The sequence below is a fragment of the Vibrio sp. 10N.261.54.E10 genome, from assembly GCF_002877735.2.
Lineage (GTDB): Bacteria > Pseudomonadota > Gammaproteobacteria > Enterobacterales > Vibrionaceae > Vibrio > Vibrio crassostreae_C.
Genome location: NZ_MCXE02000002.1, coordinates 1680272 through 1699893, shown reverse-complemented (window position 1 = coordinate 1699893; position 19622 = coordinate 1680272). Strand labels below are relative to the sequence as shown.

Annotated in this window: 16 protein-coding genes; 8 read left to right on the top strand and 8 right to left on the bottom strand. The window is 43.4% G+C overall.

All coding sequences use genetic code 11. The annotated features are described in order from the left end of the window. The first annotated feature begins 5 nt into the window (after positions 1 to 5). The 3 genes from BCU07_RS18670 to mrdA all read left to right on the top strand — a co-directional run bounded on the left by BCU07_RS18670 (position 6) and on the right by mrdA (position 5964). A complete protein-coding gene (locus BCU07_RS18670; protein WP_102427936.1) occupies positions 6 to 1913 on the top strand; it encodes a GGDEF and EAL domain-containing protein in 1908 nt (635 codons plus the stop codon). A gap of 120 nt (positions 1914 to 2033) precedes the next feature. Then, a complete protein-coding gene (locus tag BCU07_RS18665) occupies positions 2034 to 3689 on the top strand; it encodes an ABC-ATPase domain-containing protein (RefSeq protein WP_017060076.1) in 1656 nt (551 codons plus the stop codon). Between the two features lie 376 nt (positions 3690 to 4065). After that, the gene (mrdA, locus tag BCU07_RS18660) at positions 4066 to 5964 is read left to right on the top strand and encodes a penicillin-binding protein 2 (protein WP_017060075.1); all 1899 of its coding nucleotides are present in this window, start codon (positions 4066 to 4068) and stop codon (positions 5962 to 5964) included. 145 nt (positions 5965 to 6109) lie between these two features. Here the strand turns inward: mrdA and BCU07_RS18655 are convergent, their stop codons facing one another. Next, positions 6110 to 6730 (bottom strand): DNA-J related domain-containing protein, encoded by a 621-nt coding sequence (locus tag BCU07_RS18655; protein ID WP_029235236.1) that lies wholly within the window; start codon positions 6728 to 6730, stop codon positions 6110 to 6112. Positions 6731 to 7039: 309 nt separating this feature from the next. Further along, positions 7040 to 7879: an isopenicillin N synthase family dioxygenase gene (locus tag BCU07_RS18650; protein WP_017060073.1), complete on the bottom strand. Its 840-nt coding sequence runs from the start codon at positions 7877 to 7879 to the stop codon at positions 7040 to 7042. Between the two features lie 199 nt (positions 7880 to 8078). On the opposite strand from BCU07_RS18650, the gene BCU07_RS18645 reads away from it, so the two are divergent. Then, positions 8079 to 8687 carry a DUF2238 domain-containing protein gene (locus tag BCU07_RS18645; protein WP_102427937.1) on the top strand — a complete coding sequence of 203 codons (609 nt, stop codon included), beginning with the start codon at positions 8079 to 8081 and terminating at the stop codon, positions 8685 to 8687. Positions 8688 to 8811: 124 nt separating this feature from the next. On the opposite strand, the gene BCU07_RS18640 is transcribed toward BCU07_RS18645, so the two are convergent. The 5 genes from BCU07_RS18640 to BCU07_RS18620 all read right to left on the bottom strand — a co-directional run bounded on the left by BCU07_RS18640 (position 8812) and on the right by BCU07_RS18620 (position 12640). After that, positions 8812 to 9063, bottom strand: a complete 252-nt coding sequence (locus tag BCU07_RS18640; protein ID WP_017060071.1) for a hypothetical protein — start codon at positions 9061 to 9063, stop codon at positions 8812 to 8814. A 21-nt stretch (positions 9064 to 9084) separates the two neighbouring features. Beyond that, on the bottom strand, positions 9085 to 9990 hold the full coding sequence (locus BCU07_RS18635) for a DMT family transporter (protein ID WP_102427938.1): 906 nt from the start codon (positions 9988 to 9990) through the stop codon (positions 9085 to 9087). Positions 9991 to 10039: 49 nt separating this feature from the next. After that, positions 10040 to 11731, bottom strand: a complete 1692-nt coding sequence (locus BCU07_RS18630) for an SgrR family transcriptional regulator (protein WP_102427939.1) — start codon at positions 11729 to 11731, stop codon at positions 10040 to 10042. A gap of 154 nt (positions 11732 to 11885) precedes the next feature. Further along, positions 11886 to 12119 carry a DUF3389 domain-containing protein gene (locus tag BCU07_RS18625; protein WP_050620765.1) on the bottom strand — a complete coding sequence of 78 codons (234 nt, stop codon included), beginning with the start codon at positions 12117 to 12119 and terminating at the stop codon, positions 11886 to 11888. Positions 12120 to 12214: 95 nt separating this feature from the next. Continuing rightward, positions 12215 to 12640 (bottom strand): hotdog fold thioesterase, encoded by a 426-nt coding sequence (locus tag BCU07_RS18620; protein ID WP_017060067.1) that lies wholly within the window; start codon positions 12638 to 12640, stop codon positions 12215 to 12217. 139 nt (positions 12641 to 12779) lie between these two features. Here BCU07_RS18620 and BCU07_RS18615 point away from each other — a divergent pair, with 139 nt between their 5' ends. Further along, a complete protein-coding gene (locus BCU07_RS18615; protein ID WP_102320824.1) occupies positions 12780 to 13568 on the top strand; it encodes a M48 family metallopeptidase in 789 nt (262 codons plus the stop codon). Positions 13569 to 13704: 136 nt separating this feature from the next. On the opposite strand, the gene BCU07_RS18610 is transcribed toward BCU07_RS18615, so the two are convergent. Beyond that, entirely contained in the window at positions 13705 to 14787 is a 1083-nt protein-coding gene (locus BCU07_RS18610) for a site-2 protease family protein (protein WP_102427940.1), read from the bottom strand. 358 nt (positions 14788 to 15145) lie between these two features. Between BCU07_RS18610 and BCU07_RS18605 the strand changes: the two genes are divergently transcribed. The 3 genes from BCU07_RS18605 (at position 15146) to BCU07_RS18595 (ending at position 19614) form a co-directional block, all read left to right on the top strand. Then, positions 15146 to 16393, top strand: a complete 1248-nt coding sequence (locus BCU07_RS18605) for a porin (RefSeq protein ID WP_102427941.1) — start codon at positions 15146 to 15148, stop codon at positions 16391 to 16393. A gap of 14 nt (positions 16394 to 16407) precedes the next feature. After that, positions 16408 to 18828 (top strand): VolA/Pla-1 family phospholipase, encoded by a 2421-nt coding sequence (locus BCU07_RS18600; RefSeq protein WP_102427942.1) that lies wholly within the window; start codon positions 16408 to 16410, stop codon positions 18826 to 18828. A gap of 228 nt (positions 18829 to 19056) precedes the next feature. Further along, positions 19057 to 19614 carry a PhnA domain-containing protein gene (locus BCU07_RS18595; RefSeq protein ID WP_017060062.1) on the top strand — a complete coding sequence of 186 codons (558 nt, stop codon included), beginning with the start codon at positions 19057 to 19059 and terminating at the stop codon, positions 19612 to 19614. Positions 19615 to 19622 lie beyond the last annotated feature (8 nt).

The window sequence follows — 19622 nt, the reverse complement described above, 5'->3', positions numbered from 1 at the left end:
GTCATATGAAGAAGATAAAAACAGTAGACTTAGATATCCCAGACGATATGGTGTCTGGTTGGCAAAGTATTGTCGACCTCTTGGCTCAAATCACTCAAGTGCCCGCCGCACTGATCATGCGTGTTCACGCCAATTATATTGAAGTATTCTCGACCAGCCGAAATGAAAATAACCCTTACAACAAAGGTGATTCTGAAACCCTAGGCAATGGGCTTTACTGTGAGACGGTGATGGATTCCCAGCAGCAACTTGTGGTACCCAATGCGCTTGCCGATGTTGATTGGGAAAACAACCCCGACACGAAGCTTGGCTTAATCTCTTATTGTGGCATTCCGCTGCTTTGGCCGAATGGTGAATTATTTGGCACTATCTGCATTTTAGACTCGAAAGAAAACCACTACACCCCCACCTATATCAAGCTTTTACAGAGCTTTCGCACCTCGATAGAGTCTCAGCTTAAAACCCTATTCCAACACGCCAAGCTTACCCAAATGAATCGCGACCTAAAAAACCGCGTTTACAATCGCACTAAAGATCTCGCGAGCCTTAATTACTCGTTGAATCAAGAAATTGATAAACGAAAAGCGGCTGAACAGAAGATTAACTTCCAAAAGAATCACGACCTCGGCACCGGCTTTTTAAACCGAAACGCATTTGAATCTCGCTTAAACCACAAGCTACTGTCACAGAGAAGGCTGACAGACAGCTCATTTGCAGTCGTTCATATTGGTTTTACCAACGGTAGACGCATACAAGCACGCTACGGCTATAACGCGTTAGACCAAGTGCTTGTTGAATACCGAAAACGCATCGACTGTATTTCTGATATCGATGTATTAACTGCACGCCCTACTTCGGTTGACCTCGTATTGGCGTTTAGCGTTAAAGATTTACACCATCGCCTTGAAGAACTTTGCCAGACGCTCGTTAAAGTTGGTCATTCAGAATTCGACATCGAAAGTGACAAAGTGCATTTGCACGCGTTTATTGGGATTGCAATTACGAACGACGAAGATGACGCGGAAAGTATTCTGCAGAAATCTTCTGAAGCGATGTTAGCCTGCAAAGATTCAGGACAAAAGTTCGCTTACTACTCTCAATCCCATACCGAAGAACAAACTCACATTAATAAGATCGAAGGCTATTTGCTTCAAGCCGTTCGTAATGATGACCTTATGCTCTACTTTCAACCCAAAGTTAGCCCGTTGACGCATCGCTGGGTCGGTGCTGAAGCTTTGCTTCGTTGGCGACATCCTGTTTTGGGTGATATCTCTAACGAAACCCTGATCCACATGGCTGAACAAAACGGTTTGATTTTCGAAGTGGGCAGCTTTGTTTTACGCAATGCGATTGAAAAAGCCAAAGAGTGGTCCGAATACGTTGAAGATTTCAAGATGGCTGTGAATGTGTCTGCAATTCAACTCAAGAACGTACACTTTGCGGAACAAGTGGTTCACCTACTCGAAACCTATCATTTAGAGCCTCGTTTCTTAGAACTTGAAGTTACGGAGAGTGGACTGATAGCAGATGAAGTGGTTGCCAAGAATACCTTGGGATCTTTGCACGATATTGGCGTTACATTGTCACTAGATGACTTCGGTACGGGCTACGCCTCCTTCAGTTATCTGAAGAAGTTCCCATTCGACACCATTAAGATTGATAAGAGCTTTATCGACCAAATGCTCAACTCACACGAAGACTCGGAAATTGTTCGTTCTATTGTCCAAATTGCCAAAAAGCTCGACTTAAAAGTGACGATTGAAGGCATAGAAACGGAGGTTCAGGAGCAATTTATTATTAACGAAGGCTGCGATGTGGGCCAAGGTTACCTTTACGGAAGACCAATGCCGAGCCAAGAATTCGAACACAGCTTAATCAATCAAAACTATTTGGGGACAACTCGTTACGCTTAAAGCGAAAAAGAGCAGTTAGTTTTGGATTTAGGCCTACTTTCTCTTTACTCTAAAGGTGGTGATTTTTATAATCGCCGCCTTTCTGTTTTTATCTTTCCCCTTATATAGGCATTCCTCGTTATGGATCAGTTGACTGCAAAGCTTAAAAAGCTCGAAAAACAAAACTACCGTGCATATCAACAAATTAAAGGTCAATACGACTTTGCTGATTTTGAATTACACATCGACCACATCCAAGGTGACCCATACGCGTCAGCTTCTCGTTTTCGTGCAACGCGCGCGTGGTCTTTGACCGGGTTAGATTGGCTGAAAGAAAAATCTTACGAATACCAAGTAGCCGCTCGTGACTTTATCGCACGTAGCTTCTCTGAGTTCGCGAAACAAGAGTCGACCGTTTCTATCGCGCTGACGGGTCAAACCGTATTAGACAACACAGCTGTTGTATTCACAGACCACGGCATCGAAATTCGTTTCCGTATTAATTTACCAGCTGATGGTCGTAGCATTCTTGCTAAGAAAGCGAACAACATCATCACTTTCTACTTACCGAAGTTTATTCGTCGCGCGACGCTTGAGCGTGAGTTAAACATCGATGCAATGATCAAACATTGTGAAACGATTGAAGACCAAGAAGCGCTGCGTGCTCAATTGGATGAAAACAACCTAGCCGCTTTCGTTGCAAACGGCAGTGTGTTACCTCGTATCGCGGGTAACTGCGACCTTCCAATGAAAGACGCGGTACCTTTCGCGGCTCCAGAATCATTGAGTGTTACGTTAAATACTCCAAACCAAGGTGACGTGACCGGCCTAGGCATTCCAAAAGGCATTACGCTGATCGTTGGTGGTGGTTTCCATGGTAAATCGACACTGTTGAACGCCGTTGAACGTTCTATCTACAACCATATTCCTGGTGACGGTCGCGAAGGCATTGTAACTGCGATTGATACGATGAAGATCCGCGCTGAAGATGGTCGATGTGTGCACAGCTTGAACCTGTCAAACTACATCAACCATTTACCAATGCAGAAAGACACATCTGACTTCAGCACACAAGATGCGTCAGGTTCTACGTCTCAAGCGGCTTGGTTACAAGAATCGATTGAAGCCGGCGTTCAAACTCTACTTATCGATGAAGATACGTCAGCGACTAACTTCATGATTCGTGACGAGCGTATGCAAGCGCTAGTGTCAAAAGGCGATGAGCCAATCACACCACTTGTCGACCGCATTGGTCAGCTTCGTGAAGAGATGGATATCTCTACCATTGTTGTAATGGGTGGCTCTGGTGATTACCTAGATGTCGCGAACACTGTGATTCAAATGCACGACTACCAAGCGGTAGATGTGACTGAAAAAGCAAAAGACGTGATTGCTCAGCACCCTACTCAGCGTACTAACGAATGTGAAACTGCTTTAGAAACGTTTGTACCGCGTTCATTGAACCGTGCTTCACTGATGAACATTCTGACTGACGGTAAATTCCGTGTTAATGCTAAAGGCAAAGAGTCACTGCGTTTTGGTAAAGAGTTTGCAGACCTTTCTGCGCTTGAGCAATTAGAATCACCGTCTGAAGTGAATGCGATCGGTTGGGCTTGGTTCCAATTCGCACAAACTCCAGGTTGGTCAAACAACCCTGCTAAAGAGTTTAACGCTATTTTAGAAAACGAATGGCACGCTAACATGCCTAACTACGGTGACCTAGCGAAACCAAGAACGTTAGATGTGATGGCTGCTCTGAACCGTATGCGTAAATCTCAGTTCAAGCCTTCGAACTGATTTCGTTAAATATCGGATTTATTGTGCTTCTAGGTTTTTGAAGTTTTAATCTTCTAATTTACTAAAGCTTCTAAGCCACTAAATAAGCAAATTAACCTTCTACGGCTCTCATTCTGAGGGCCGTAAATTTATCTAACCTCTTTTGACCTAACCTCTAGTGTCGTCAAAACTCTTGAACTTTATAAATTCATAAAACCAATCTTTACATCAATTACTTATCATCTTTTGTAATGAGAAAATTAAAGGCACTGTTTACCGCCATCTAATGCTGTCGATCCCTCAAAACATGACACAGCTTTTACAAAACCCTAGTGATATTCAGATAAAGTCCCGATTCGACAAGTGTAACCAAATGTAACAGACCCTTGAGGCTTCAATGAATCATAAACGCGTTAAGATGCGTGACCATAAAATCGAAGTGAACCTATTCAAAAACCGCGTAATCGTCGCGTTTTGTGGGATCTTGATGTTCACTCTTGTCTTAGTAGGCAATCTATACCGACTTCAAGTTGAAAATTTTAAAAGCTATCAAACTCGTGCCGATGGCAACAGAATCAAAGTATTACCTATCGCCCCTACTCGTGGACTTATTTACGACCGTAACGGCGTGTTGCTTGCAGAGAACAAGCTTGTCTTTGATCTAACCATGATTCCTGAGCAAACCGATGATGTCGATGCAATGCTCACCAAGCTAGACAAATATGTCCCCCGTGATGCAGAGCAGATCGCTCGTTTCAAAAAACGCTATCACAACACCCGCCGTTTTAAATCTGTGACTATTCTAGAGAACTTAACGGAGGAAGAGATCGCCAAGTTCTCCGTGCACCAGTACCAGTTCCCCGGCTTATCTATCGATACCAGCTTAAAGCGTTTTTACCCGAATGGTGAGGTGCTTACCCATGTTCTTGGTTACGTAGCGCACATCAATGATAGCGATCTCAGAAAGCTTGAAGAACAAGGGATAGAAGCGAATTATCAAGCTACAACAATCATAGGAAAACTGGGTGTTGAACGTTATTACGAAGATATTCTGCACGGCACCAAAGGTTATCAAGAAGTCGAAGTAAACAGCCGTGGGCGAATAGTCCGAACCATTGAGTACGTGCCGCCAGTAGCTGGTAAAGATATCGTGTTAAATATTGACCTTGAGCTGCAAAAATACGTCTTTGAGCAACTTGATCACCGAACTGGAAGCGCGGTTATTCTCGATCCGAAAGACAACAGCGTGTTGGCGATGGCATCAAGCCCGAGTTACGACCCTAACCTATTTGTCGACGGCATTTCGAGTAAGAACTACCAACGTTTATTGAATGATCCGGCTCACCCGTTGGTTAACCGCACCACTCTAGGCGTTTATCCTCCTGCCTCAACCGTTAAACCATTTATGGCTGTGGCAGGACTGCAAGAACATGTCATCTCTGAAGATACCATCCGTAACGACCATGGCGTTTGGAGAATTCCTGGCTCTAAACGAAACTCTAAATCGTGGCGTGACTGGAAACGTTGGGGTCACGGACCTGTCGATGTCACTCAAGCCATTGAAGAGTCGGTAGATTCATTCTTCTATCAAACCGCTTTCGATTTGGGTATTGACCGAATTTCAAGTTGGATGAACCGATTTGGATTTGGTGAACCGACAGGCATTGATATCTATGAAGAAAGTACCGCCAACATGCCGACTCGAGAATGGAAGATGATGCGTTATCGCACCCCTTGGTATCAGGGTGACACAGTTCCGATTGGTATTGGCCAAGGTTATTGGACATCGACACCTATGCAACTTGCTAAAGCAACGTCAGTATTGGTTAATCATGGTAAGGTGATGCCACCTCATATCTTAAGAGCCACCTTAGATCATGGTGAAGATTTCAGTACACAACAACTTGTCGAACCGGAGCCAATGCCCTCAATCACCGAAGTACCGGATAGAATTTGGGATGTGCCAATCAATGCGATGCGACTCGTAAACCACGGTAATCGAGGCAGCGGCAGACGTGCATTTAAGGGAACTGAATACACGAGCGGCGGTAAATCAGGAACTGCACAAGTCTTTGATCTTGCGAAAGACCAGGTCTACAACTCGAAGAAACTCGCTAGACACTTGCTTGACCATGCGCTTTACACGGCTTTCGCACCGTATGAACACCCTGAATATGTCGCAACTGTGGTTATTGAACACGGTAACGGTGGCTCAAAAGTTGGTGCGCCTTATATCCGTAAAGTACTCGACTATGCCTTTGAACATAAAAGTGGTGAGAGCAAAGATCACTCCTAACACCAATAACTTAAGTCGCTACAGCACATAACGTAGTTACCCAAAACATAGCGTAATAACGACAAAGCCCCACTTGTGTCACTCACAATGTGGGGCTTTCTGTTTTAGGGTTCTAAGCAATTAGACAGCTAAAAATGCCTGTCGATTATGAGCTTCTTAATACATGCCATGCTTCACAGAGCGTCTGAAATTTTGCGGTGTTGCCTTCGTCTCTGTCCGGATGCCATCTCAATGCCAGTTGTCGCCAACGTTTTCTAATTTCATGGTGTGTCGCGCCTAAAGGTAACTCAAACAGGTTCAATGCTCGACTTCGATCCATATCGAGTTCATCACCACCCACATACTTTCTATACCGAGTCCAAAATTCGTTCAACAGCCTTTTGACTTCACCTTCATCCGCTTCATAGTTAACCCAATTAATGTAGTATTCTCGAAGTGGGTCTTGATGATCGATGCTGTGACTGCTTCCGTGATAACGACCATTCATCAATTCGATGTCCATCGCTTGGACTTGGAGCCAACCATCTGGGTGTAAGGTTTCTTGAAGCTGATAAAGCGCATTCATGATAAGGAAGTTCTTTTTAAACAACTCTTTCTCAGGCACAGCATCCAACACTGGCACAAACCCAAGATCGTTCAGATGAGCTGCCAATGTGTGTACTTTCCATCCGCTTGGCTTTTGCTTAAGCACTTCCATTATCGGCCAAAGCAATGGGTTTTCCATATGGCAATGAAAGTTTGCTCTCACATCTTGATAATTCGACATAGTTGACTCAGTTAGCTTCTCTGAATTAATGGATTTCTAGAACTGTGGATACTATAAGTAACCTGTTTCGCATCCGTTGCGTATCTTCTTTAATTGAAAGCGATTTTCTAAGATTTGTCGAGCTTAAGGACAAACAACTTTCTAACGTTTGGCTTAAAGGCACCTTTTATCGTCAAAACTGAGTACCATTTCGTTGAATACAACCGTTAGTAATAAAGCCGCAATTCTTTGGTACGGATACAAAAAAGGTCAGCGACTTAGCTGACCTTTCACATCTATCCCAATTTTAGGGACGAAGCATTGAACTGACTAGATAACGCCAAGCTCTCTTAGACGTTCCATTAGGTATTCGTTTGCTGTGTACTTTTCAGATAGCACTACTTCTGGTTTCGGGTGAAGGAATAGAGGCAAAGAGATACGAGACTTCTCTTGGCGTTCACCTGATGGGTTGATTACACGGTGAGTTGTCGATGGGAAGTAACCACCAGATGCTTCTTGAAGCATGTCACCGATGTTGATGATCATGTTACCGAAGTCACATGGAACATCTAGCCACTCGTCATTTTGAGCTTTAACTTGAAGGCCCGGCTCGCTTGCAGCAGGAAGAACCGTCAGTAAGTTGATGTCTTCGTGTGCCGCAGCGCGGATTGCACCTGGCTCTTCATCACCTTGCATTGGTGGGTAGTGAAGAACACGAAGCAGAGTCTGTTCACTGCCGTTGATCATTTCTGATAACGCAATAGAGAATTTCTCTTGTACTTCTTTAGGAGCATGAGCTTCAACCCAACCTAGCAGCTCTTGAGCAAAAGCATTCGCACGTTGGTAGTAATCTAGAATCTGTTCTTTCAGCTGTTCAGGGATTTGGCCCCAAGGGTATACGTGAAAGTACTCTTTGATGTCTTTTACAGTGTGGCCTTTAGCAACTTCAGACACTGAAGGTGGAAAATATCCATCTTGTGTTTCAACATTAAAGTGGAAGTTCTCTTTCTCTTCAGAGATGAAGAATTGGTACCAGTTTTCGTAAATTGACTCAACAAGCTCTTTCGGGATTGGGTGGTTCTTAAGAACACCAAAACCAGTTTCACGTAGAGAGCGAACAAATTGTTCTGCTGCGTCGTCAGCAAGGTAATCGACAGTTTCCAGTTTCATGACTTTCTTTCTTGTTATGTAGTAATAGAGCGATTTTAAGGATCGCTTTGTTGTAAATCAAACTTTTGTGAAACTCTCGCAACCGTTTGTCTAGATACTGGGCGATAACGCCGGTTTTCAACAAATATGGTGATTAGAGCACAATTAAACACTGTTCATTATTGTGTAACTATACATGAAACTAATACAGGATCTGATGATGACAATTACGCCACTTGCTCAAAATAGACCATTACTGTCATTGACGACGCTGTATCTGATTGTGTTTCTATTTTCAGCGTTCGCTCCCTCTTCAAGAGCGGTGTGGATTGCCGAAATTGTCCCAGCGCTCGCGATATTGGTGGGTATTTGGTGGTTATCAACAAAGCTCACCTTCACTAAGACAGCTTACGTTTTGATGTTTATCTGGCTGATTTTGCATACGATAGCCGCAAAATATACCTTCGCAGAAGTGCCATTTGATTGGTTCAACAACATGATAGGTTCTGAGCGTAATAACTTTGATCGTGTCGCGCATTTCTCAATTGGCCTTTATGCTTACCCACTCGCTGAGTACTTGATTCGTAAAAAACTGGCTCAACCGGTGCTGGCATGTTTCTTTGCGCTATTTGCGATCATGAGTGTGGCTGCAGGTTATGAAATTATCGAGTGGTGGTACGCGGAGATTGCAGGTGGTGATGAAGGTATCGCGTTCCTTGGCTCACAAGGTGATATTTGGGATGCACAAAAAGATATGCTGTGTGACACCACGGGCGCAATTGTCTCGCTATTACTTCTTAAGCTTCAATGGCGTGTCAGAGCTTACTGAGCTCAATTCTTTACTCTGAGTATCAAAAGCAACGTTGAAATGCCACACACAAACTGTGCTGTGGCATTTTTAGTTTCAACATTATTTTCTCGTTTATAATGATTGGTCGTTTCATCGTGACGGGTTATTTCATCGTTACCTTGCCACCAACAAACTTGTAGGCTGGCGTACCTCGAACCAAAGTGTCTCGCGCAAATTCAATCCCGCATTCAGGGCACACACATGGTTTTGTCGTGAAATCTTCAACGATACGCTCCTTAAAACATTTCACGAGTGCACCTTTGCCACCTTTCCGATACTTAAAAAGCTGCGTTTTGCATTTGGCACAAAAAATCTGAACCGTCTTGGTCGGTTGTTTCTTGTTTGGTTTAGCCATAGAAGTTAATGATTGAACTCTTTATTTCTTAAGTTTAGGTGCGACAAGAACCAAGCTTATCCCAAGAAGTATAACGGTTGATGAGACTATAAATTGCATAGTGACAGGTTCAGATAACAGTAATACGCCACCAAGTGTCGCGATAACTGGAACAGAAAGCTGTGCAATAGACGCCACCACGGTATTCAGCTTTTTCACCACGTAATACCACAAACTATAACCGATACCAGAAGCCACAGAGCCCGATATAACCGCGTAAATCAAACCTTGCTCAGTGATAGACACTTGCGTTAATGCATTAGGTATTAAAACTAATAAGCTCAATGCCACAAGGATAACTAGCGAGCTGAATCCAAAGTTAGCGGTGGTCGATTGCAGTGCGTTTGACGATTTCTTTCCTGCCAATGTGTAAATGCCCCACCCAATTCCGGCCAGAGACATCAAGATAATAGAAACTAAGTCGGGTGCTTGAGTCGATTCCGTTGGCATTAACAAATAAACAAGCCCTGCCACAGATAACAAACACCCGCCCCACTCAATGAGCGACATTCTGTTTCCAGAAAACAGGTGCACGGCAATCATCGTAAATTGCACTGCGACAAACAACACCAGAGCACCAAGACCTGCGCCGAGCTCTAAGTAAGCAAACGAGAAACCAAACATATACACGAGCAGTGACAGTATTGACGTGAATTGAAACTGTGATTTTAACCTTGTGTATAGCGATGTGTTGTTTGTTAACTCACGTTTAGACTTAGATTGGGAAGATAACGTTAATAAAATCAGAAGCGTAAGCGCACCAGATAAGATGCGAACGATCGAAAAGCTCAAAGGATCAATCGTTTGATCCATTAAGGCCCAGCGACACAAAACTGAATTAGCAGCAAATGCCACCAGCGTAATAAATGTAACCATCAGAGTTTGCATCGTTTTTTCCTAAATGAGTTATTTGGTCCTAACTGAGTTTTCTTGGATTTCAATCAATGTCAGGCTTCACCCAAACTTGGCTAAAGTCGAACCAACCTAATGCATTACATTTCGCGTTTTGCAACGTACCACATTGATCTTTATTAACGCCTAACCAGCAATGGAACATCGGGATCAATTGATTGCTTTGGACCAGTTGTTTACCTAACTGTCGTGCTGGGAATTGCTCGAATTCACCAGAACGCCAACGGTCAATCATGTGACACCATTGGTCGAAGTCCTCTGCCGGGCTAGATTCATCAAGAAAACTGTAGTCCATTAACCAGCCAGCCAAGGCGTCGTCTCTGTTATTGGCGATGCCCATAGGGTTAATCCAAACATCAACATCATCGGCGTGCGGAGGATCGGTTTCGTAACCGTAAAGATCAACATCGACGTTGTATTGCTTCAGCACCGTGACAATCGCCTTTGCAAGCGTTGGGAACATTGGGTGTTGGCATTGATACGCTAATCTTATGGTAGGCTTCGAATCTGCTGGTGGACAAACGGGCACTTTTAACTTTATGTCATACCAACCGGGTTTTATCCCATAAGCGTGTAACACGCCCAAATCGATAACAGTCTCTTTTGGAATATGAACAAACAGATCCGCCGCATTCAACGCGTTAGATAAAAACTGTGCCCATGCGGGATCTTGTGCAATACCCTTCTTTCTATTGAGCAGTAAATACGTGCAACCAGGATCGAGTTCTACTTCATCGCTATCGCCACGGTCGGCCATAACAGGCTTAGATAGGCTTGGGTAAACCATTGAAGAATAAGCCTCATCCACCACCCAAACTTCAACGCGATCAATTAACGGTCTAAAACCAAAGTACCCATTAAAAGCGGTTAACACGAGTTGTTTCTCGTCGTTCTTTTCGATGCGATAAGGTCCCGTTCCAATCGGTCGAATATCGTAATCTTCACCACGTAAAGTGATCGGTAATGTGACTTTAGCGACCGATTCCGTTAGTGCGAGGGGAAAATACTTGTCTGGACGTGTGAGAAAAACATCTACTACACAATTTGCAGGTGAAGAGACATCTTTGATATGCGAAAACATGTTGAGAGGTTCGAGTGCAAGCAGTGTATCCACAACATGATTGGTTAACAGAGGTTCCCCGTTATGGAAACGAACACCGGGTCTCAAGAAGAATCGCCATTGGTAATCGCTGATTTTTTGCCATGAATGAGCAAGATCGGGTTGAAGTTGGTCATTCTCATCTAGACGAGTCAACCCACTGAATACCTGACAAGCGATATGTTGCTCTGAACGACGCATCGATTTGGTTGGGTTAAGCATTGAAAGCGGCCGGTAATAAGGCAAACGAATAACTTGTTCGCCTTCTTGATACTGTACGCCCAAGTAGTTTTGAATAACTTGCGTGAGTTTGGCAGCATTGTGATCAAGCACTGACAGCGCCTGTCCAATTTTTCCTTCCTGCAAGTAGCGTCTTGCTAAGTTCTCGCTGACATCACAACGATTCTGTTTAAAGATAAGTTGAGATAACTTTCCTCGACCTGCTGCAGGTAACCATTCTACCCACCCTTCTTCTTCAAGCTTGTTGAGTACCATTCGGGCATTACGACGGGTACAACAAAGCACATCCGTGATGTCGTCGAGTTGAACATCAGAATCTTTACCATCGAAGTATTCAAACAGGGTTTCAAATTGAACGCGAAGTCTTGGGCTGCTCATAAAGAGGAAAACTTATTCAAAGGACATTGAATCCAGTTTCCCTATTTTATGGCGTAAAATCAATATTACTGACACGATTTTATTGTGAATTATTGAGTACGACATCCTAAGATGTTATTCAATCTGAAGGGGTAAGTGCTTTTACAGTATAGGATTACATCACATCGCAGCCAATTTCATTGGCGATTTCACGGAGCTGCTGTTCATTGTCTAGTTTTATCGACCATTTACACTCAGAACCGTTAGCTGAAATGACATTTGCCCCTTTTCCGATGAGTTGAATTGCATCAACTTGGGCTTGCAGCGTGACTCTATGCTCACCATCTAAACGAACAACCAGCTCATGTGCGGTTGCGATGACTTTTCCACTTTTAAACGTTATGACCATGGGCTTCTCGGGTTACTTCTTTAAATACTGATTGCTTGTTCTAAGTACTGATTACTTCTTCTAAAGACAAAACCAGCGTACGACTGCCTAGTCTGTTATCGCTTATGTTTCTTAACGGCAATGGTTAAACGGCTGGTACAAACTAAGCGTTGACGATCATCAGTGATATTGATCTGCCATACTTGAGTAGAGACGCCCAAGTGAATAGGCTCAGCAGTACCAATGACATGCCCTTCACGCATTGACCTTACGTGGTTCGCATTGATATCGAGCCCAACGCAATAATAGCCTTCTGGTACGCAGAAGTTTGCAGCCAATGAGCCAAGCGTTTCTGCTAGCACAACCGATGCGCCGCCATGAAGCATACCCAGTGGTTGGTGCGTAAAATGACAAACCGGCATGGTTGCCACCAAAGAATTGTCATTTACTTCGGTGTAAACAATGTTGAGGTGTTCAATTAAGGTATTTTTTGAGGTCGCGTTGAAGGTATCTAGGTCAACGGGCTTTTTCCAAATACTCATATAGGTTCCTTAATTATTGATCTTGTTATCGCGTGCATAGCTTTTTTCTATATTACCGCTGTTAGTTATCTTACAGCCCTTAGCTATTACGCAAGTTGATGTTAACATGCATAAAAACCGAATACACAGAGGATATTGTATGACGTCATGGATGAAGTTTGCCTCGCTTCTCACACTTGCAGGCCTAACCGCGTGTAGCGCTTCTCCGACAGGCAGAAACCAATTGCTGCTTTTTTCAGATAAAGACATGTCTCAGCTCGGAGCACAATCTTTTGAACAAATGAAGAAAGAACAACCCATCAGTAAAGATGCCAAAACTAACGCTTATGTACAGTGCGTAGCGAACAGCATCACTCAATATATTCCTAAACAAGGTTTTAGTGAATGGGAAGTTGTTGTGTTTGATAGTGATCAAGTGAACGCATTCGCCCTACCTGGCGGAAAAATCGGTGTATACACAGGGTTACTCAATGTTGCAGTAAACCAAGACCAACTCGCGACGGTTATCGGTCACGAAGTGGCACACGTTTTAGCGGACCACAGTAATGAGCGCCTTTCTCAGTCTCAAATCGCTAATACGGGCTTATCTATTACTAACGTTGCGTTAGGTGCATCAGAATACAAACAGTATCAAGGTATGACGATGGCCGCGTTAGGGTTAGGCGTTCAATATGGCGTTATTCTACCGTATGGGCGAACTCAAGAGTCTGAAGCCGATGTTGTTGGTTTAGAGTATATGGCTCAAGCAGGTTTCGATCCAAACCAAAGTGTCAACTTGTGGCAAAACATGGCGAAAGCATCAGGGGGTAATCAACCGCCAGAGTTGCTTTCTACGCACCCTTCCCACAGTACGCGTATTAAAGATCTACAAGCAACGATAAAAACGCTTCCTCAATCAGGTTCACCAAGACCAAATTGCAAAGCGTAATCTAAGTAAGAATCGCCTAGCTGGTGTAAATACAAAATGCCCTATCCATATTGGTTAGGGCATTTTCAGTTTCTTGCTTGCTAACAGTTCAAGTGCACTAAGCAGCTGGATAATTCCAACAACAGAAACTCACTCGTTAAGTACCAAGAATTTGTAATGGTAGGCTTAATAGCTGATCACCAGTAGATGCAAAATACCAGATAACACCAATCAAACTGCTCACTAAACCTACATACCAAACGAACGACACGACTTGCCCGTATTTGTCTAACGGTAACAAGTGACTGTGATGACGTCCTTTCCATTCAAACAGTATTTCAACACTGCCCATGATCAATAAGAAACCAAACAGGGTTAAATTCAACTGATAACTCAATACCACACCAGCAACGGCAGCCGCGACACAAAGTACAATGCCCAGCACACTGTTCATCGAGAAACTGATACTTTTAAGAACATGTCCGCCATCGAGAGGCAAAATCGGCAATAGATTGAACAGGTTTAATAGAGCATTAAATACTGCAAGGCCGGCAAAGAACATTTCGCCAGTCGCCCAATACAGCACCATAAATACTAACGACAATATCAGGCCGAACAATGGCCCCATGATTGAGATAACCACATCTTGCCAACGCGTATTAATCTGTTCATCGGATAACGCCAAGCCACCAAGAAATGGTATCAAATAGATCCCTTTGGTTTTCATGCCGAAGTATTTCATCGCTCTAATATGACCGTACTCATGGAACATTAAACAGGCGATTAAGGCCAAAGCGAACTGAATTGAAAACAACCATGAATAGGCCGCTAAACTCGCAGAAGCAAGTACGACCTTGATTAGCTTGGCGCTTTTAAGCGCTTTCATACCAAGCGACACCAACCCAATTAAGCTAAAACGCTTCTCTGGTTTAGGAGCGACAACAGGAGTTTGTTGTTCAATATCTTTGGTGTTTCGATTGCCTTCGGTAATGGTTTGCCCATTCACCGACGCTTTATACGTCATCTCAAACGGTTGCCACTGAACGGTCGATTCAACGTGACACTGCAACGTTTCTTCGCCAGCGCGTAGTGTAAATTCGTGTTTTCGGGCGTCTTCTTGGTCTGTGGTCGCATCTAATTGAGATACCAAAGTGTTATCCCAATACAACTGTTGCCACCCTGCCATTGATCCTTCTAAACGAAGCGGTTTACCAAGAAACTCTATCGCGAGTAATTCCAAACTTAAAATTCCAATTTAATGACTTCTAACGAGTGTCGATATTATGCCGATTTAGCGAATGGTGGTAAACAGAAACAAAGTTGTTACATATTGAGCTATTGAACACTATTTATACCGCAACGATGCATAAACACTCTGGTCACACCTCCAACCACGAATAAATTATTGATTATACTTATATTATCGATGTTAAAGTGCCGCCCCTTTAAAACATAACCTCACAAAATAACAACTCTTTCTTTGACTTTATATAAAACATGAATTTAACATGCCATTTACATTAGAGCTTCGACACCAAAAATGCTCAGTGTGTTTTCAAACCATAATAACGAAATTCGATGCCCTAGGAGGGTCAAGGATGAAAACAATACAACGCTCTCTCGTTTCACTTTCAGTACTATTTGCATGTAACTCACTTGCGGCTGGTTTCCAAGTTGCTGAGCATTCTGCCTCAGGTCTTGGTCGTGCCTTTTCAGGTGAAGGTGCAGTAGCTGATAACGCGAGTGTACTAGCGAGAAACCCCGCCGCAATGACCCTATTTGATACAGCCCAATTTTCAGGCGCGGTTTCTATCGTTGATCCAGAGGTTAACGTTTACGACGTTGACGCTAACGAGCATTCAAAAGATGTTGCTCCATTACAAGTCGTGCCAGCCGCATATTACATCAGCCCAATCAACGAAAAATGGGCTTGGGGTATCGGTATGTTCACCAATTATGGTGTTGCTACGGATTACCCTGATGACATCTCGGCAGGTGATATGGCTGGTGATACGTCGCTCTTATCTGTAAATCTAAATCCAAATATTGCGTATCGCGTGAATGAATCATTTAGCGTTGGTGCAGGTTTAAACCTTGTGTATGCGGAAGCTGAACTTACTCGCCATAAAGGCGAGCTCGCTAACTTTGTTGGTGGAAATCCATCTGACAAACTTATAGGCATGACCGGTGAAACATTTGCCTATGGTTGGAATGTTGGCGCGATGTATGAGCTGAACGAAAACAATCGCTTTAGTATCGCTTACCGCTCTTCTGTTGATCTTGATTTCGATAACGGTGAATTTACCAGCTACGATTCAGGTAGAGCAACATCTCCCAAGGTTGATGGTCGTCTTCAAATCGAGCTTCCTTCTATTCTGGAGCTTTCAGCATTTCACCAACTTAACGAGCAATGGGCAATTCACTACGGTTGGCAACAAACTGATTGGAGTACTTTTAAGGAGTTAAAAGCAACAAGTCCAGATTGTACTGACAACGGTGTAGCAGGTCAGTGCTTCTACAAACCTGAAAAATATGAAGACAACAATCGATATTCACTAGGCGCAACGTACCAACTAAACAGTAAGTGGACATTAAGAGCTGGTTACGCTTATGACGAACAAGCTGGTGAAGCAACTTTAAGCATTCCTGATAGTGATCGTATGTGGTATAGCGCTGGCTTCACTTATGTTTGGAGCGAAAATATGACTGTCGATGCAGGATTCGCACTTGTTGTAAGTGATGACGGTGAGTTCACTGAGACAAATGGCGCTCAGCAAGAAAGGACTTTCGAAGCAGAAGGTACCGCTTACCTTTCTTCAGTTCAGCTTAACTACACTTTTAACTAAATCAGGATCGTATCATGAAACGTAACTTTAAGATCTCTCTACTATGTTCAGCGATCCTGCTAGCAGGTTGTGGCGACAACACCGAAAGTTCGGTAACAAGTAACCAACAACTTGAAGCCTATCTAGAAACGTCTTTGGCAAGAGCGACAACTCAAAAAATGCTCTTGCAAGGTAGTAATGCATCAGTTCCTTTAAGCAATAACCTATTATTTGACTCTACAGATGGCACGTTAGCGATCCCAACAGGTGGCGACGATAGCATTTCTAACCCAAAAGCAGCATTAAATTATGCCGATGGTTTTTCGACCAGCATGCCAATTTACATCGAGTTTGAAGGCGACGGTTTTGGTGATACTCCTGGAGTTGTTACTTCCGGAGTGACATTGTTGAAGCTTTCTAAAAAGCTAACAGACACATCCACAGCGGCTCAAGTACCAACACCTGTTGCTAGCTCTGAATACAAAGTTTACAAAGTAGGCTCAAACCTAGCAATTACACCTAATACTCCTTTTGATGAGAAGTCTGAATATTTGCTTGTTGTTACTGATGACGTTACAGATGTAAATGGTAACCCAGTAGGTACATCGCAAAGCTATGCGGCTCTCAAAACAGCCACTAAAACTTATTCAACCGGTGACTTAGCTAGTGCGCAAACTTTAATTAAAGGTCAAGAAGCTATAGCTGCCGCTGTTGGTATTGATGCGGAAAAGATTGTGTATTCAGCTTGGTTTACTACAACTTCTGTTGGTGATGTTCTTGCCTCTACAGCATCGTTGATTGGCGGAATGATTGATGCTGGGGCCCCACTTTCGACTTATTGGAATGGCAGCGCAAACCCAAATAATATCGATCTGACAAACGCTTACAATCTTAGTTTAGATTCCTCATCAACAACACCATTTGCTACAGCAATCGCTGCAGATGCTGACTTTAAAAAATATCTTGCCGATGACGATGCAACAGAAAATGCCACTTTGATTGGAGGGATAAATATCCTTTACTCTAACGCTGGTATCAGCACTACGTCGGTAAACGTGACTAAAGGTACTGTTCAACTCCCATATTTCTTGGAAACCGATCCAACTAAGTTCTCTACAACGCCATTTGCATCAGCATTGGACAGTTTAGCGGTTATAAAAAGCGCACTAACGGATAACTCTACAAGTTCTTTCGTTGGTGGAGAGTTGGTTAAATTAGGATTAGACCCAACAAACCTTAGCGCAGCTGATGTCACGACTTTAATGGGAAAAACACTCACAAAGGACGCAAGTGGAACAGCTCTAGATAGTGATCGCATTGTCACTCAGTATTCACCAATACCACAAATTAAATCACTTGAAGCTGTTGATGTGCTTTTGTTTACTCCTGTGACTGACCCAATAACCGGGGTTGTAATCTACCAACACGGTATTACCTCTGTAAAAGAGAATGCGTATGCGTTTGCGGCAAACTTAACGGCTGAAGGTCTTGCTGTCATTGCAATTGACCACCCTATTCATGGGTCTCGTTCACTTGCCGGAGGTGCTATTTCAACTAACGATAATGCTCTGTACTACTTGAATCTAAGCGCTTTGCCCGTTGCGCGTGACAACATCCGTCAAAGTGCACTTGATGTAATAGGTCTTCGTATGGCACTTGAAAAAGTGGGGAATGACTTTACTGGTACACCATTAGCCGGAGTTGATGTAAAAGACACAACCGTTAAATTTATGGGCCACTCATTGGGCGGTATTACTGGATTTACGTCAGTAGCTACATCTGAAATTGCTGGTACACATAAATTTAGCTCGGCGGTATATGCTAATTCAGGTGGGCACATTGCTGAATTACTCTTCGCATCGGAAACCTTTGGCCCCGAAATTAAACACAATCTAGCTAAACAGTTAAATGCAACGTATCGGGATTCAGTGGCTTCAGCTTGTACTGCAGCTGACATTGAAGATGGCGATTGCTATACCGCTTTTGCTACTGGAAACCCAACCAGCGCCGCAGCAATTGAAACTGAATTAGTTGCATTTAAAGTCGCCGCTCAAACCCTTATTGACACGGTCGATCCACATTCAATAGCAAACACTGAGGACCAGTCATCAATTAGCTCTAGCTATCCAACGTTGTTGATCCAGTCGCAAAATGATGAAACGGTACCAAACAATGGCAATGATGATAATGGTGCACCGTTATCATATACGGCTTCATTTGTTGGCTCTGAAGGGTTAGATTCGACGTTAGGATTGACTGACTCAACAAAAGCTAGCCCTTCAACTGGGAATCGTGTGTTTGTTCAATATAACGAAATAGCTAAACACTCAACGATCATCGGACCGCAAGCAGACCTTTCTGATGCCACTCATACCCTATCAATGAGGGCTCAAGTAGCTGATTTCTTAGAATCGGATAGCCTTGATGCAGCAGCACCGGATGCTTTATTGGAATAACTAAGACTTAAGCTTTTCACTAAACCAAATGCCAGCCTAACCGCTGGCATTTTTGTCTCTGTCGTTCGAACAAGTCCCCTAGTTGACCGTTTGCATAAAACTTTAAAACACAAATGGTTGATCTCAGCTAAAATTAATCAAGACAGAATACCGTACGACCTCTTTCTTTATTGTAAATAAAGTGGATAATAGCCCCGTAATTTAATACCTAATAAATGTGAGTCCATTATGTCTTCTGAAGCTACTATGCTAGAACGCTGCCAATCTAAATGTGAACTATGTGGTTCTGATTCTTCTCTTACTGCATACGCAGTGCCGCCACACAGCCACGTAACAGTGGATCACGGCATCATGGTATGTGACAAATGTCTTGGTGAGATTGACGATCCTAAAGATATCAACCACTGGCGTTGTCTGACTGACAGCATGTGGAGCCAGGAAGCGCCAGTTCAAGTAACGGCATGGCGTCAACTTACTCGTCTGAACACAGAAAGCTGGGCTCAGGACGCGCTAGACATGATGTACCTTGAAGAAGAAACATCAGTTTGGGCACAAATCGGCATGTCTGCTGATGACAAGCCTCTTGATGTAAACGGCGTTGAACTTAAGAAAGGTGACGACGTAACAGTAATCAAAGACCTGCCAATCAAAGGTACTAACCAAGTGATTAAGCAAGGTACTGTTATTCGTGGTATCAGCGTTGGTGACGATCCTAAGCTTGTTTCTGGTAAAACAAACGGCGGTCAATCAATGTACGTAATCGCTGAGTTCTGCCGTAAGAAGTAATCTTACTG

What these genes read in the sequence shown, in the direction of transcription:
- BCU07_RS18640 (WP_017060071.1), bottom strand. Translation starts at nt 9,063, where the DNA reads ATGGCTAAACCAAACAAGAAACAACCGACCAAGACGGTTCAGATTTTT.
- BCU07_RS18630 (WP_102427939.1), bottom strand. Translation starts at nt 11,731, where the DNA reads ATGAGCAGCCCAAGACTTCGCGTTCAATTTGAAACCCTGTTTGAATAC.
- mrdA (WP_017060075.1), top strand. Translation starts at nt 4,066, where the DNA reads ATGAATCATAAACGCGTTAAGATGCGTGACCATAAAATCGAAGTGAAC.
- BCU07_RS18655 (WP_029235236.1), bottom strand. Translation starts at nt 6,730, where the DNA reads ATGTCGAATTATCAAGATGTGAGAGCAAACTTTCATTGCCATATGGAA.
- BCU07_RS18650 (WP_017060073.1), bottom strand. Translation starts at nt 7,879, where the DNA reads ATGAAACTGGAAACTGTCGATTACCTTGCTGACGACGCAGCAGAACAA.
- BCU07_RS18670 (WP_102427936.1), top strand. Translation starts at nt 6, where the DNA reads ATGAAGAAGATAAAAACAGTAGACTTAGATATCCCAGACGATATGGTG.
- BCU07_RS18625 (WP_050620765.1), bottom strand. Translation starts at nt 12,119, where the DNA reads ATGGTCATAACGTTTAAAAGTGGAAAAGTCATCGCAACCGCACATGAG.
- BCU07_RS18600 (WP_102427942.1), top strand. Translation starts at nt 16,408, where the DNA reads ATGAAACGTAACTTTAAGATCTCTCTACTATGTTCAGCGATCCTGCTA.
- BCU07_RS18615 (WP_102320824.1), top strand. Translation starts at nt 12,780, where the DNA reads ATGACGTCATGGATGAAGTTTGCCTCGCTTCTCACACTTGCAGGCCTA.
- BCU07_RS18645 (WP_102427937.1), top strand. Translation starts at nt 8,079, where the DNA reads ATGACAATTACGCCACTTGCTCAAAATAGACCATTACTGTCATTGACG.
- BCU07_RS18620 (WP_017060067.1), bottom strand. Translation starts at nt 12,640, where the DNA reads ATGAGTATTTGGAAAAAGCCCGTTGACCTAGATACCTTCAACGCGACC.
- BCU07_RS18605 (WP_102427941.1), top strand. Translation starts at nt 15,146, where the DNA reads ATGAAAACAATACAACGCTCTCTCGTTTCACTTTCAGTACTATTTGCA.
- BCU07_RS18665 (WP_017060076.1), top strand. Translation starts at nt 2,034, where the DNA reads ATGGATCAGTTGACTGCAAAGCTTAAAAAGCTCGAAAAACAAAACTAC.
- BCU07_RS18635 (WP_102427938.1), bottom strand. Translation starts at nt 9,990, where the DNA reads ATGCAAACTCTGATGGTTACATTTATTACGCTGGTGGCATTTGCTGCT.
- BCU07_RS18595 (WP_017060062.1), top strand. Translation starts at nt 19,057, where the DNA reads ATGTCTTCTGAAGCTACTATGCTAGAACGCTGCCAATCTAAATGTGAA.